Source organism: Kitasatospora sp. NPDC091207 (genome assembly GCF_044768625.1).
Taxonomy (GTDB): domain Bacteria; phylum Actinomycetota; class Actinomycetes; order Streptomycetales; family Streptomycetaceae; genus Kitasatospora.
Genome location: NZ_JBIVVS010000003.1, coordinates 298,918 through 311,997 on the forward strand (window position 1 = coordinate 298,918; position 13,080 = coordinate 311,997).

Annotated in this window: 10 protein-coding genes; 7 read left to right on the plus strand and 3 right to left on the minus strand. The window is 72.5% G+C overall.

Annotation, left to right across the window (positions count from 1 at the left end):
• Window positions 1–17: 17 nt before the first annotated feature.
• The 3 genes from ACIQTO_RS08940 to ACIQTO_RS08950 all read right to left on the minus strand — a co-directional run bounded on the left by ACIQTO_RS08940 (window position 18) and on the right by ACIQTO_RS08950 (window position 5,477).
• Window positions 18–2,303, minus strand: coding sequence for an FdhF/YdeP family oxidoreductase (locus tag ACIQTO_RS08940; protein ID WP_402384866.1), 2,286 nt, complete (start codon window positions 2,301–2,303; stop codon window positions 18–20).
• 232 nt (window positions 2,304–2,535) lie between these two features.
• Window positions 2,536–4,446, minus strand: coding sequence for an FAD/NAD(P)-binding protein (locus tag ACIQTO_RS08945; RefSeq protein WP_402384869.1), 1,911 nt, complete (start codon window positions 4,444–4,446; stop codon window positions 2,536–2,538).
• The gene (locus ACIQTO_RS08950; RefSeq protein ID WP_402384872.1) at window positions 4,443–5,477 is read right to left on the minus strand and encodes an amino acid ABC transporter permease; all 1,035 of its coding nucleotides are present in this window, start codon (window positions 5,475–5,477) and stop codon (window positions 4,443–4,445) included. The genes ACIQTO_RS08945 and ACIQTO_RS08950 overlap by 4 nt, the downstream gene beginning before the upstream one ends.
• A gap of 652 nt (window positions 5,478–6,129) precedes the next feature.
• On the opposite strand from ACIQTO_RS08950, the gene ACIQTO_RS08955 reads away from it, so the two are divergent.
• The 7 genes from ACIQTO_RS08955 to ACIQTO_RS08985 all read left to right on the plus strand — a co-directional run bounded on the left by ACIQTO_RS08955 (window position 6,130) and on the right by ACIQTO_RS08985 (window position 13,005).
• Window positions 6,130–7,299 (plus strand): LLM class flavin-dependent oxidoreductase, encoded by a 1,170-nt coding sequence (locus tag ACIQTO_RS08955; protein ID WP_402384874.1) that lies wholly within the window; start codon window positions 6,130–6,132, stop codon window positions 7,297–7,299.
• Window positions 7,296–7,799 (plus strand): GNAT family N-acetyltransferase, encoded by a 504-nt coding sequence (locus ACIQTO_RS08960; protein WP_402384876.1) that lies wholly within the window; start codon window positions 7,296–7,298, stop codon window positions 7,797–7,799. The genes ACIQTO_RS08955 and ACIQTO_RS08960 overlap by 4 nt, the downstream gene beginning before the upstream one ends.
• A gap of 73 nt (window positions 7,800–7,872) precedes the next feature.
• Window positions 7,873–8,823, plus strand: coding sequence for an ABC transporter substrate-binding protein (locus ACIQTO_RS08965; RefSeq protein ID WP_402384879.1), 951 nt, complete (start codon window positions 7,873–7,875; stop codon window positions 8,821–8,823).
• A 40-nt stretch (window positions 8,824–8,863) separates the two neighbouring features.
• Entirely contained in the window at window positions 8,864–9,892 is a 1,029-nt protein-coding gene (locus ACIQTO_RS08970) for an amino acid ABC transporter permease (RefSeq protein WP_402384882.1), read from the plus strand.
• Window positions 9,893–9,912: 20 nt separating this feature from the next.
• A complete protein-coding gene (locus ACIQTO_RS08975) occupies window positions 9,913–10,665 on the plus strand; it encodes an amino acid ABC transporter ATP-binding protein (RefSeq protein WP_402385246.1) in 753 nt (250 codons plus the stop codon).
• Between the two features lie 42 nt (window positions 10,666–10,707).
• Window positions 10,708–11,697, plus strand: coding sequence for an ABC transporter substrate-binding protein (locus tag ACIQTO_RS08980; RefSeq protein ID WP_402384885.1), 990 nt, complete (start codon window positions 10,708–10,710; stop codon window positions 11,695–11,697).
• Between the two features lie 93 nt (window positions 11,698–11,790).
• On the plus strand, window positions 11,791–13,005 hold the full coding sequence (locus tag ACIQTO_RS08985; RefSeq protein WP_402384887.1) for a serine/threonine-protein kinase: 1,215 nt from the start codon (window positions 11,791–11,793) through the stop codon (window positions 13,003–13,005).
• The last annotated feature ends 75 nt before the right edge of the window (window positions 13,006–13,080 follow it).

Below are 13,080 nucleotides of genomic sequence, written 5' to 3' on the forward strand. Positions count from 1 at the left end.
CGGGGCCTGCCGCCGGCTCAGCTCTCGCCGCTGTCCGGCTCGAAGCGGATCAGCACCGCCTTGGAGGTCGGGGTGTTGCTGATGTCGGCGGTGGAGTCCAGCGGCACCAGCACATTGGTCTCCGGGTAGTACGCCGCCGCGCCGCCGCGCGCCACCGGGTAGTGCACCACCCTGAAGTGGGGGGCGCGCCGCTCCGCGCCGTCCTTCCACTCGCCGACCAGGTCGACGTAGCCGCCCTCGGCCAGGCCCAGCTCGGCGGCGTCGGCGGGGTTGACCAGGACGACCCGGCGGCCGCCGGTGATGCCGCGGTAGCGGTCGTCCAGGCCGTAGACGGTGGTGTTGTACTGGTCGTGCGAGCGGAGCGTCTGCAGCAGCAGCCGGCCGGGCGGGACCTCGGGCGCGGTGAGCGGGTTGACCGTGAAGTTGGCCAGGCCGGTCGCGGTCGGGAAGGTCCGGGAGTCGCGCGGGCCGTGCGGCAGGGTGAAGCCGCCGGGCCGGCGGACCAGGTCGTTGAAGTTGTCGAAGCCCGGCACCACCCGGGCGATCCGGTCCCGCAGGGTGTCGTAGTCGGTCGCGAAGTCCTCCCACGGGACGCTGTCCCGCGGGCCGAGCGTGGCGCGGGCGAGGCGGCAGACGATCGCCACCTCGGAGAGCAGCCCCGGCGCGGGCGGGCGCAGGCCGCCGCGCGAGGAGTGCACCTGGCCCATCGAGTCCTCGACGCTGACGAACTGGGCGCCCTTGGCGGTGACGTCCCGGTCGGTGCGGCCGAGGGTCGGCAGGATCAGCGCCCGGGCGCCGGTCACCACGTGCGAGCGGTTGAGCTTGGTGGAGACGTGCACGGTGAGCCGGCAGCGGCGCATCGCCGCCTCGGTGACCTCGGTGTCCGGGGTGGCGGCGACGAAGTTGCCGCCCATCGCGAAGAACACCTTCACCCGGCCGTCGCGCATCGCGCGGATGGTGTCCACCGCGTCGTGGCCGTGCTCGCGCGGCGGTTCGAAGCCGAACTCGCCGCCCAGCGCGTCCAGGAAGGCCGCGGACGGCCGCTCGAAGATGCCCATCGTCCGGTCTCCCTGGACGTTGCTGTGCCCGCGCACCGGGCAGACCCCGGCCCCCGGGCGGCCGACGTTGCCGCGCAGCAGCAGGAAGTTGACCACCTCGCGGATGGTCGGCACGGAGTGCTTGTGCTGGGTGAGGCCCATCGCCCAGCAGACGATGATCTTCCGGGAGGAGAGCACCACGCGGCCCAGCTCCTCGATCTGCTCCCACGGCAGGCCGGTGGCGGCGAGCACCTCCTCGCGGCGGGTCTGCCGGGCCTCGGCGGCGAACTCCTCGAAGCCGTGGCAGTGCTCCGCGACGAAGGCCTCGTCGACACCGCCGTCCGCGTCCAGGATCAGCTGGTTGAGCGCGCGGAACAGGGCGAGGTCGCCGCCGAGCCGGATCTGCAGGAAGAGGTCGGTCAGCTTGGTGCCGTGGGCGACCAGGCCGCGGGCGTTCTGCGGGTTCTTGAACCGTTCGAGGCCGGCCTCGGGCAGCGGGTTGACGCTGACCACGGTGGCGCCGGCGCGCTTGGCCCGCTCCAGGGCGGAGAGCATCCGGGGGTGGTTGGTCCCCGGGTTCTGGCCGGCCACGATGATCAGGTCGGCCTGGTAGAGGTCCTTCAGGCTGACGCTGCCCTTGCCGATGCCGAGCGTCTCGGTGAGCGCCGAGCCGGAGGACTCGTGGCACATGTTGGAGCAGTCGGGCAGGTTGTTGGTGCCCAGGCGGCGGGCGAACAGCTGGTAGGCGAAGGCGGCCTCGTTGCTGGTCCGGCCGGAGGTGTAGAAGGCCGCGCCGTCCGGGGTGTCCAGGGCCCGCAGCTCTTCGGCGATCAACGCGAAGGCGTCGTCCCAGGCGATCGGCGTGTAGTGGGTGGCGCCCTCGTCCAGCAGCATCGGCTGGGTGAGGCGGCCCTGCTGGCCGAGCCAGTAGCCGGAGCGGTCGGCCAGCTCGGCCACCGGGTGGGCGGCGAAGAACTCGGCGCGGATCCGGCGCTCGGTGGCCTCCTCGGCGACGGCCTTGGCGCCGTTCTCGCAGAACTCGGCGGTGTGCGTCTTGCCCGGCTCGGGCCAGGCGCAGCCGGGGCAGTCGAAGCCGTCCGGCTGGTTGACCTTGCGCAGGGTGGCGAGGGTGCGGCGGGCGCCCATCTGCTCGGTGGCCATCCGGAGGCTGTGGCCGACCGCCGGCAGCCCGGCCGCGGCGTGCTGGGGCGCGGACACCTGGGGGGCGTCCTGCGCCGGATCGCTCTGCGGGGCCCGCTTGGCCATGACTGCGCTCCTCGGCTGTGCTGGTCGGCCGCCGCGCCGTCGCGGGGCCTGCCGTCCATCCTTCCACCCGTTCGAGTCGTACGGACCATCCCGGGTTCCGCGTTCGGCCGACCCCGACCGGGCGTCGGTGGAGTGCGACCGCTGTTCGGGCCCTGAGCCGGCGGCCCGGGGCCGCGACCCTGCGCCGGCTGCCCGGGGCCGCGGCCGTGCGGTGGGCCCCGGGCGGGCCGGCTCAGGCCGCCAGCGCCGCCGGGACGCCGGCCAGGGCGCGCAGGATGGCCCGGGCGGCGGCGTCGTTCTGGCGGAAGCCGGGGGAGTCGGTGCGCGGCCGGGCGAAGGCCGCCGCCGCGCGGAGGCTGGTGTGCGGGCCGAGGGCGGTGCGCCGCGGGTGCGGGCCGCCGCTCAGGGCCGGGTCCAGGACCCGGCTGTCCCCGGGCCGGATGGTGAGCAGCCCGGAGCGGTGGGTGTGCTCCTCGTCGCTGACCACCTCCTCCACGATCCGCCCGGCGCGGTGCAGGTCGCGCAGCACCGGGTCGTGGGTGCGGGCCAACGCGTGCTTGGGCAGGTACGCCTCGATCAGGGCGGTGGCGTTGACGCGGTACCCGGGCACCGTGCTGCCGGACGCCCGCCAGGTGCCGGTGGCCTCGTCCCGTTCGACCCGGATGCCCGCGCCGAGGAAGCGGACCACGCCCGCCTCGGAGAGCGCGAGCAGTTGGCGCAGCCGGAAGCCGGGCGGGCCGGAGGCGAGGTAGCTGAAGTAGCCGAAGAACCACTCGTCGACCTCCTCGCCGACCGAGCGGGCGGTGAGCCGGTCGGCGGCGAGGATGCGCGGCACCTGGCCGAAGAGCGAGAGCAGGGCCAGGAAGGCGCCGAGGTCGGCGCTGTGGGCGGGGTCGGCGCGGCGGTCGGCGTTGTCGGCGATGTAGCCGCGGAGGTGGCGCTGGAGCTCCTCGGCGGAGCCGAGTTCGAGGCCGGCCAGCGGGAAGTCCAGCCGTTCGAAGTCCAGCCGGTCGGCCGGGTCGGGGACGGCCCGGGCGATCAGCCGGGCGAGCTCGGGCGCGTACCAGCCGTACGCGTCGTAGCCGGCCAGGAAGTCCGCCCAGGGCAGTGCGGTGCGCTCGGGGTGGGCGTGGAACAGCTCGTGGTAGTACCCGAAGCCGATGTCCTTCGCCATCAACGGCCAGAAGTCGCGGCGCAGTTCGAGTGGTCCGGGCCGGTCGAGCACGGCGTCCACGGCGGCCGCGTCGAAGTAGCGGGGGAGCGGGGCGGGCGGGCCCTGGAGCCGGTAGCCGGTCTTGGAGTGGTACGGCACGCCGCGCCGCGAGCCGACGTGGATCACCGGCTCGCGGCCGGAGGGCCGGTAGGCCAGGCCGTCGGGCGTCTCCTCGAAGCGGCCGCCGCGGCCCTCGGTGAGCAGCGCGACCAGGTCGACGAAGGCGAGCCCGAAGCCGCGCAGGACGAGCTGCTCACCGGCGGCTATGCCGCTCAGGTCGGCGTCGGCGGAGAAGGCGGGCGGCAGGTGGAAGCGGCCGTGCCGGGCGGCGAACTCGGTGTCCGCGGCGTACCGGGGGTGCGGGGCGGAGTCGAGGTGGCCGAGGGTGAGGGTGACGTGGTCGGCGGTGAGGACCCGGTCGCCGAGGTGGACCAGTTGCGGGCCGTCCTCCGGGCCCTCGATCCGGTGGACGGTGTCCCGGTGCACGGTGACGGTGATGTGCGGCGGCAGGTCGGCGACGGCGCGGCGGAACACCCAGTCCAGGTAGGCGCTCTGGGCCCGGCGGGTGGGGAAGTCGGTCGGCGCCAGGGTGCGCAGCTCGGCCCGGACCGACGGGTCGGCGACCTCCCGGTAGGGCTCGAACTCCTCGCTGCGGGCGGCCCATTCGGCCAGCGAGGGGCCGGGGCGGACCGGGCCGTCGATGGTGGAACGCTCGTCGGTGAACATCGTGACGTCCTCGGCCATCGAGTTCATCCGGAGCAGCGGGGACTGGTCGTAGCGCCAGATCCGGCCCGCGCCGGGCGGGTGGGGGTCGACCAGGTGGATCTCCAACGGCTGGTCCGGCGGGAGGAGTTCGGCCGCGTTGGCGGCGATCCGCTCCAGCAGCCCGGTGCCGCGCGGGCCGGCTCCGACGATCACCAGGGTGGTCAACGCTTCTCCCCGGGGGTGAGCGCGGCACCGGCCTGGGCACCGCTGTCCGCGTCGGCGGCGGCGCGCAGCCGGCGGTAGGCCGCGCGGGCCTTCTGCAGCGGAGTGGGCGGCAGGCCGTCGCGGGTGGCGCCCTTGGCGTAGTACCGCTCCACGTAGTACTGGCCGATGGACAGCACGGTGGTGATCACGATGTACCAGATGGTGGCGACCATCAGCATCGGGATGACCTGGTAGGACTGCAGATAGACCAGTTGCACCGAGTAGAGCAGGTCGGAGACGGCCAGCACGCTGATGATGCTGGTGCCCTTGAGCGCGCTGATCAGCATGTTGCCCGCGGTGGGGACGATCGAGCGCATCGCCTGCGGGACGATGATCCGGCGCAGCACCCGCCACCGGCTCAGCCCGAGCGCCGAGGCGGCCTCCAGCTGGCCGCGGTCGACGGAGAGGATCCCGCCGCGCACCACCTCGGCGGCGTACGCGGCCTCCAGCAGGGTGAGGCCGACCAGGGCGGTCAGAGTGGGCCCGAAGAGGTTGACGGTCTTGACGGTGATGAACTCCGGGCCGAACGGGATGCCGAGGCCGAGCGTCGGGTAGAGCGCGCCGATGTTGAAGAACAGCAGCAGCTGCACCAGGGCCGGGGTGGAGCGGAAGATCCAGATGTAGACCCAGCTGAGCGTGCGCAGCACCGGGTTGGCGGAGAGCCGCATGGTGGCGAGCACGGTGCCGAGCACGAAGCCGAGCCCGAGCGTGACGGCGGTCAGCCAGAGGGTGAGGGTGAGGCCGTTGAGGACCGAGGTGGCGGTGAACCAGTCGGCGACCACGTCCCACTGGAAGGCCTTGTTGCGGATCACCGAGTTGACGACCATCGCGAACAGCAGCAGGGCGACGGCGGCGGAGACCCACTGGCCGGGGCGGCGGCGGGCGACGAGCCGGGCCGAGGGGTCCGGGGCGGCGCCGGTGGGCGGTCCGGGGTCGTACGCGGTCTTCTCGGTGCGGACGGGCGCGGGAAGGACGTCCTGCGGGGTGGCCATGAGGAGGACTCCAGGCGGAAGCTGCGGGCAGGCAGGCGGGAGGTACGGGTGTGATCACGTACGGCCGTCGGGCCGGCCCGCGTCCCTCAACGCGGCCGGCTCTGCACTGCACTCCGCATTGATCGTACGCATGCGCGAACGTGGCCTGTCAAGGGTGGTGCCGCCGGTGCACATGACGACAAGTGATCGCAACAGAGCGGTAATGGACGGTGGTTGACGCCGTGCATCCTTCACTGCTCAACTTGTGCTCATGTACGCCGAGCAGCTCCTGGTCACCCGCGACCACATCGACTTCGGTCGGGTGTGGTCCGCGGCGTGTCGCGGCTGACCCGGCAGCGGGCCGTCCAGCCGGCCCTGTCCTCCTAGGAGCCTCCTCCCTCGGAGACCCCTCCCGCGGAGACCTCTCCCTCGGTGCCCCGTCGCGGGCCGGGTAGGCCGTCCAGTCCCGTACGGACGGCCGTTTCAGGCGCACGCTGCCGCCTTCAGCCTTCTGCACCCCACTGCACTCCGGCAGTTCTCCGTCGCCTTCTCCGTCGCCACCGTCACGTGCCGCGCTCCCGTTCCGTGTTCGAAGCCTGGCCCTGCCACGGCCTCTTCCGGTCTGCCCACCCGCAGCCGCCGGATTCCGTACGACCCGAAAGGTTCAGCCACCATGCCCGTCGAATTCCTCGGCATCGCCGCCACCGGTGATGGTTCGGAGACCACCCCCCGCTCCACGGCGGCCTTCGACCGCGACTACACCCTGCGGCTGGCCCGCGCCCACGAGGACTACGGCTGGGACCGCGTGCTGTTCGCCTACGGCGCCGGCGCCCCCGACCCGGCGGCCGCCGCGGCGTTCCTCGCGGCCCGGGTCGACCGGCTCCAGATCCTGCTGGCCCACCGGCCGAACGTCTCCTACCCGACCTACGCGGCCAAGACCTTCGCCACCCTGGACCGGATCAGCGACGGGCGGCTCACCGTCCACTTCATCACCGGCGGCAACGACCACGAGCAGCAGCGCGAGGGCGACTTCCTGACCAAGGACCAGCGCTACGCCCGCACCCGTGAGTACATCGGGATCGTCAAGAAGGCGTGGACCAGCAAGGAGGCCTTCGACCACGAGGGCGAGTACTACCGGTTCAACGACTTCGTCTCGGACGTCTTCCCCGTCCAGGCCCCCCGGCCGGGCGTCTCCTTCGGCGGTTCCTCGGACGCCGCCTACGCGGCCGGCGGGGCCGAGGCGGACATCTACTGCCTCTGGGGCGAGCCGCTGGCCCGGACCGCCGAGCAGATCGAGCGGGTGAAGGAGGCCGCGCGGGCCGCCGGCCGGGCGGACGTGCCGCGCATCCAGGTGGCCTTCCGGCCGATCATCGCGCCGACCGAGGAGCTGGCCTGGGAGAAGGCGTACCGGACGGTGGACACCATCCGGGCCCGCAAGGAGTCCGGCGACCTGGTCCGCCGAGGGGCGCAGTCGCAGGAGTGGACGCCGGAGAACACCGGGTCCCAGCGACTGCTGGAGATCGCCGCGGCCGGCGAGCGCTACGACCGGGCGCTCTGGACCCCGACCGCGGCCGTCACCGGCGGGGCCGGCAACTCCAACGCCCTGGTCGGCACGCCGGAGACGGTCGCCCAGGCGCTGCTCGACTACTACGACCTCGGCGTGGACATCCTCTCCGCGCGCGGCTACGCGCTGCTCGACGACGCGATCGACTTCGGCCGTCACGTCATCCCGATCGTGCGCGAGGAGGTCGCCAAGCGGGACGCCGCGAAGGCGGCCGACGCGGCCGAGCGGGAGGCCCGGGCCGAGCGCGACCGCCGTCAGCTGATCGCGGTCCAGGCGTGAGCGGCACCAGCCTGGCGATCGAGGTCCGCCGGGTCACGATCGACGACCCCCTGGTCGAGCCGCTGCTGCGGGAGCTCACCGAGGAGTACGTCACCCGCTACGGGCCGGACGCCCGGGAGGAGATGAGCCGGTACCCGAGGGACGCCTTCGCGGAGCCGGCCGGCGTACTGCTCCTCCTCCTGGAGGACGGCGAGCCGGTGGCCGGCGGTGCGTATAAGCGGTACGACGAACGTACTGCCGAAGTGAAGCGGATGTGGACGCATTCCGCGCACCGCCGCCGGGGGCTGGCCAGCCGGGTGCTGGTGGAGCTGGAGCGGGCCGCGTCGGCGGCCGGGTACACCCGGATCTACCTCACCACCGGTCCGCGCCAGCCCGAGGCCAAGGGGCTCTACCTGGCGACCGGCTACACCGCGCTGTTCGACGTCGACGCCGATCCCCTGACGATCGGCCCGCTGGCGTTCGAGAAGCACCTGCCGGCCCGGCCCCGGGCCCACGACTGATCTGCCGGCGACCGGGCCCAGGCCCCGGCGACCGACCCCACCACGCACCAACCCCGAAAGGCGCCCAACTCCCGTGAGAACCACCACCGTCCGACGCCGTCTGCTCGCGACCGCCGCCCTGCTGCCGGTCCTGGCACTGGCCGCGTGCGGCTCGGACCCGAAGACCGGCGCCCAGTCGGGCGCGGGCAAGGCGGCGGTCGACGCCGCCGCGCAGGACCTCATCTCCGCCATCCCGAAGTCGGACGCGGCGGCCGCGCTGCTGCCCGAGGACGTCCGCAAGGCCGGGACGGTGAAGTTCGGTTCGACGATCGCGACGCCGCCCGCCGCGTTCTACGCCGACCAGGCCACCAAGAAGGCGGCCGGGGTGGACATCGACTTCACCGACGCGGTGGCCAAGGTGCTCGGTCTGACCGTGGAGCGCGAGGAGGCCGCGTTCGAGACCATCCTGCCCGCGCTGGGCAGCGGCAAGTACGACGTCGGCACCGGCAACTTCGGTGTCACCGCCGCCCGGTTGAAGACCATCGACTTCGTCACCTACATCGACGACGGCCAGGGCTTCGCGGTCAAGAAGGACAACACCACCGTCCAGCCGGTCACCGATCTCGTCCAGCTCTGCGGGCTGGTCATCGGCACCGGCGCCGGCACCACCTTCGAGACCACGCTGAACAACAAGAAGAACGTCTGCACCGACGCCGGCAAGAAGCCCTACGAGGTCAAGGCGTTCAGCGACAACGGCGCCACGCTGACCGGTCTCCAGCAGGGCCGGATCGACATCGTGATGTCGACCATCAACGGCCTGCGCTACCAGGCGTCCCAGGAGGCGTCCGGGACGAAGTTCCTCGGCGAGTTCCACCGGCTGGACGTCGGCTTCGCGTTCAAGAAGGGCTCCACCCTCACCCCCGCGTTCCAGGCCGCGGTCAACCAGCTGATCAAGGACGGGACGTACGACAAGATCGTGAAGAAGTGGGGGGTCGCCGATTCGGCGATCAAGGAGTCCCTGATCAGCCCGCCCGAGCACGCGTGACCCCCTGTCCGGGCCCCGGGCCTGTTGGAGGAATCCCCCCATGAGCATCACCACCACCGAGGCCGGCCCGCCGGCCGGCCCGCTCACCAAGGCGCCGGCCGCCCCGGCCGGGCGCGTCGACCTCGGCGAGCTGGCCGGTCTGCGGACCGTCCCGGCCCGCCACCCGCTGCGCTGGGCGGTCGGCCTGGCCGCCCTCGTCGTCCTCGTCCAGTTCGCCCACGGGCTGTACACCAATCCCGGCTGGGACTGGGACACCTTCCAGGTCTACTTCTCCGCCGACACCATCCTGCGCGCGGTCGGCCGCACCATCGAACTCACCTTCTACGGCACGCTGCTGGGCTTCCTGCTGGGCGCCGTGGTGGCCGCGATGCGGCTGTCGCGCAGCGCGATCCTGCAGTCCATCGCCTGGGCCTACGTCTGGGCGTTCCGCTCGATCCCGCTGATCGTGCAGCTGGTGTTCTGGTTCAACCTCTCCTATCTCTACAAGCGGTTCGGGATCGGCATCCCGTTCGGTCCGACCTTCGCCGAGTTCGAGACGGTCGGGGTGCTCAGCGCCCTCGGTGCCGCCGTGCTGGGGCTGGGCCTGCACCAGGCCGCGTTCGCCGCGGAGATCATCCGCGGCGGCATCATCTCCGTCGACTCCGGGCAGCGCGAGGCCGCCGCCGCGCTGGGCGTGCCCCGCTGGCGCCAGGCCTGGCGGATCGTGCTGCCGCAGGCGATGCGCGGCATCCTGCCGGCCGCCGCCAACGAGGTGATCTCGCTGTTCAAGGGCACCTCGGTGGTCTACGTGATGGCCATCGGCGAGCTCTTCTACCAGGTGCAGGTCGTCTACGGCCGCACCGGCCGGGTGGTGCCGCTGCTGATGGTGGCCACCGTCTGGTACGTGCTGCTGACCACGGTGCTGTCGATCGGCCAGTACTACGTCGAGCGCTACTTCGCCCGGGGTGCCGAACGCACCCCGCCGCCCACCCCGCTGCAGCGGGCCCGGGCCTTCGTCCAGGGCCTGCGGGCCGACCGCACCCCCGTCGACCGCACCCCCGTCGACACCGCTTCCGGAGGACGCTCGTGACCACCACCGTCGTGGAACCCATGGTGCAGGTCAGGGGCCTGCACAAGAGCTTCGGCCAGCTCGCCGTCCTGCGTGGCGTCGACCTGGACGTGCCGGCCGGCTCGGTGACGGTGGTGCTCGGCCCCTCCGGCTCCGGCAAGTCGACGCTGCTGCGCTCGATCAACCACCTGGAGAAGCTCGACCGCGGCTTCGTCGCGATCGACGGCGAGCTGATCGGCTACCGGCGCGCCGGCGACCGGCTGCACGAGCTCAAGGAGCGCGAGGTGCTGCGCCAGCGCACCAACATCGGCTTCGTCTTCCAGAACTTCAACCTGTTCCCGCACCTCACGGTGGTGGAGAACATCATCGAGGCACCGGTCAGCGCGCTGCGCCGGCCCAAGGCCGAGGCCCGGGCGGCGGCGCTGCGGCTGCTGGAGCGGGTCGGGCTCGCCGACAAGGCGGACGTCTACCCGCGCCAGCTCTCCGGTGGTCAGCAGCAGCGGGTGGCGATCGCCCGGGCGCTGGCGCTGGAGCCGAAGGTCCTGCTCTTCGACGAGCCCACCTCGGCGCTCGACCCCGAGCTGGTCGGCGAGGTGCTGGACGTCATCAAGGACCTCGCCAAGGCCGGCACCACGATGATCGTGGTGACCCACGAGATCGGCTTCGCCCGCGAGGTCGCCGACACCGTGGTCTTCATGGACGGCGGGGTGGTGGTCGAGCAGGGCCCGCCGAAGGCCGTCCTGGACGATCCGCAGCACGAGCGCACCCGTGCCTTCCTGGCCAAGGTCCTCTGACCCGCTCGCCCCGACCCTCTTCCACTGATCAGGAGTTCCGCCATGTCCCTACCCCGTCGCGCCCTCGTGACCGCCGCCGCCGCGCTCGCCGCCACCCTCACCCTGGCCGCCTGCGGCAGCTCCACCGACGCCTCCGCCGAGCTCGCCCCCGCCAAGGGCAGCACCGCGCCGAACGGCACCACGGTGAACCTGACGCCGAATCAGAACCGCATCACCACGGGCAAGGTGGACGCCATCGCGGCGCTGGTTCCGGAGGAGGTGAGAAAGAGAGGGACCCTGACGGTCGCCGCTACGCTGGGCACCACACCGCCACTGGACTTCTACGCGAACGACGACAAGACCATCATCGGCGTCGAGCCGGACCTCGCCGAGCTGGTGGGTAACGTCCTCGGCCTGAAGGTGGAGTTCAACCCGGTCTCCTGGGAGAACGTCTTCGTCGGCCTGGACAGCGGCAAGTTCGACGTCGGCATGACCAACATCACCGTCACCGAGGCCCGCAAGGAGAAGTACGACTTCGCCACCTACCGGCTGGACGTCCTCGGCTTCGAGGCCAAGAAGGGCACCGGCTGGAAGGTCGCCGGCCCCAAGGACGTGGCCGGCAAGACGATCGCCGTCTCCTCCGGCACCAACCAGGAGAAGCTGCTGATCGGCTGGAACGAGGAGAACGTGAAGAACGGCCTCAAGCCGGTCGACATCAAGTACTTCCAGACCTCCTCCGACTACTACCTGGCGCTGTCCTCCGGCCGGATCGACGCCTATGTCGGGCCCAACCCGAGCCTGGCCTTCCACGCCGTGCAGACCGGCGAGACCGAGGTGGTCGGCACCTACTCCGGCGGCGGCGCGGACGTCCTCGGGAAGATCGCGGCGACCACCAAGAAGGACAACGGCCTGGTCCAGGCGCTGAACGGCGCGATCAACGAGATCATCAAGAACGGCACCTACGGCCAGGCGTTGAAGCGCTGGGGGCTCGACGGCGAGGCCGTCCAGACCTCCGAGATCAACCCGCCCGGCCTGCCCAAGCCGAAGCCGTAACCCGTTCACCCCCATGTCCTCCCCCAGCGCTAAGGTGGCCCCGGTCACGGTGGACGCGGTTCGAATCCGGCGTACGCGGGGGTTGGGGGAGGCATGAGGGCTGGGGAGGTACTGGACGGCCGCTACCGGCTGGACCGGATGCTCGGCCAGGGCGGTTTCGGGGTGGTCTGGGCGGCCTACGACAGCAACATCGGGCGGCCGGTCGCGGTCAAGGTCCTCTCCGAGGAGAAGGCCGGCGACGAGGAGGCGGTCGCGCGCTTCATCCGCGAGGCCAAGACCGCTGGCAGCCTGTCCCATCCGCACATCGCCACCCTGCACGACTACGGGCGGGTCCAGCAGGGCGCCTGGTCGACCCACTACCTGGTGATGGAGCTGGTCCGCGGCCGCCCGCTGGCCGCGGTGCTCAAGGAGGGCACGCCCGACCCGGCGCTCGCGCTGAAGTGGGTCCGGCAGGTCTGCAAGGCGCTGGACGCCGCCCACCGCTCCGGCGTGGTGCACCGGGACATCAAGCCGGAGAACATCATGATCTCCGAGAGCGGCGAGGCCAAGGTGCTGGACTTCGGCATCGCCCGGCTGCTCACCCAGTCCGGCAGCGGGCTCACCTCCACCGGCGTCGTCATCGGCACCCCGCCGTACCTGGCGCCCGAGTGCTGGGCCGGCGACACCATCGACGGCCGGGCCGACCTCTACGCGCTGGGCGTGGTGCTCTTCCAACTCTGCACCGGGCAACGCCCGTTCAACGCCGGGTCGGCGGTCACCATGATGTACCAGCACCTGAACGACCCGCCGCCGCCGGTGCGCACGCCGTATCCCGAGCTCGCCGCCCTGATCCGCCAGATGCTCGCCAAGAACCCGGCCGACCGGCCCGCCGACGCCGCCGAGGTACGCCGCCGGCTGCGCGACATCCCGCTCGGCCGGACCACCCCGCCCGAGCCGGCCGAGCCGCCCGAGGCCTTGCGGCAACGGGCCGACCGGGCCTGGGAGTACGGCGTCGAGGGCCGGCCCGAGGAGGCCGTGCGGATGCTGACCGAGCTGATCCCGCGGCTGGCCCGCAGCTTCGGACCGGCCGACCTCCGCACCCTGCGCACCTGCCACGACCTCGCCCTCTGGCTGGCCCGCGGCGGCAGCCCGGGCGCCGCCGCCGCGCTGCTGCGCGAGCTGGCCCCGGCCCTGGCCGGCGAGGAGCGGGCGCACGCGGACGTCCTGCGCGACCTGCAGCGCTGGGAGTGGGAGCGGGATGCGACCGGCCCCGGTCCGGCCCGGGCGCTCCCGCTGGACCGGCTCCTCGGCGGCCCGCGGAGCGGCTGACCCCCCGGCGGTGACCGGGCCGCCATGCCCGGACACCGCTGTCCCCGCCTCCCCGGCGGAGGTTCGGCGAGCCCG

Bases quoted from the DNA above. Each gene is read 5' to 3' on its own strand.
- ACIQTO_RS08985 (WP_402384887.1), top strand. From the start codon at position 11,791: ATGAGGGCTGGGGAGGTACTGGACGGCCGCTACCGGCTGGACCGGATG.
- ACIQTO_RS08975 (WP_402385246.1), top strand. From the start codon at position 9,913: ATGGTGCAGGTCAGGGGCCTGCACAAGAGCTTCGGCCAGCTCGCCGTC.
- ACIQTO_RS08955 (WP_402384874.1), top strand. From the start codon at position 6,130: ATGCCCGTCGAATTCCTCGGCATCGCCGCCACCGGTGATGGTTCGGAG.
- ACIQTO_RS08950 (WP_402384872.1), bottom strand. From the start codon at position 5,477: ATGGCCACCCCGCAGGACGTCCTTCCCGCGCCCGTCCGCACCGAGAAG.
- ACIQTO_RS08980 (WP_402384885.1), top strand. From the start codon at position 10,708: ATGTCCCTACCCCGTCGCGCCCTCGTGACCGCCGCCGCCGCGCTCGCC.
- ACIQTO_RS08940 (WP_402384866.1), bottom strand. From the start codon at position 2,303: ATGGCCAAGCGGGCCCCGCAGAGCGATCCGGCGCAGGACGCCCCCCAG.
- ACIQTO_RS08970 (WP_402384882.1), top strand. From the start codon at position 8,864: ATGAGCATCACCACCACCGAGGCCGGCCCGCCGGCCGGCCCGCTCACC.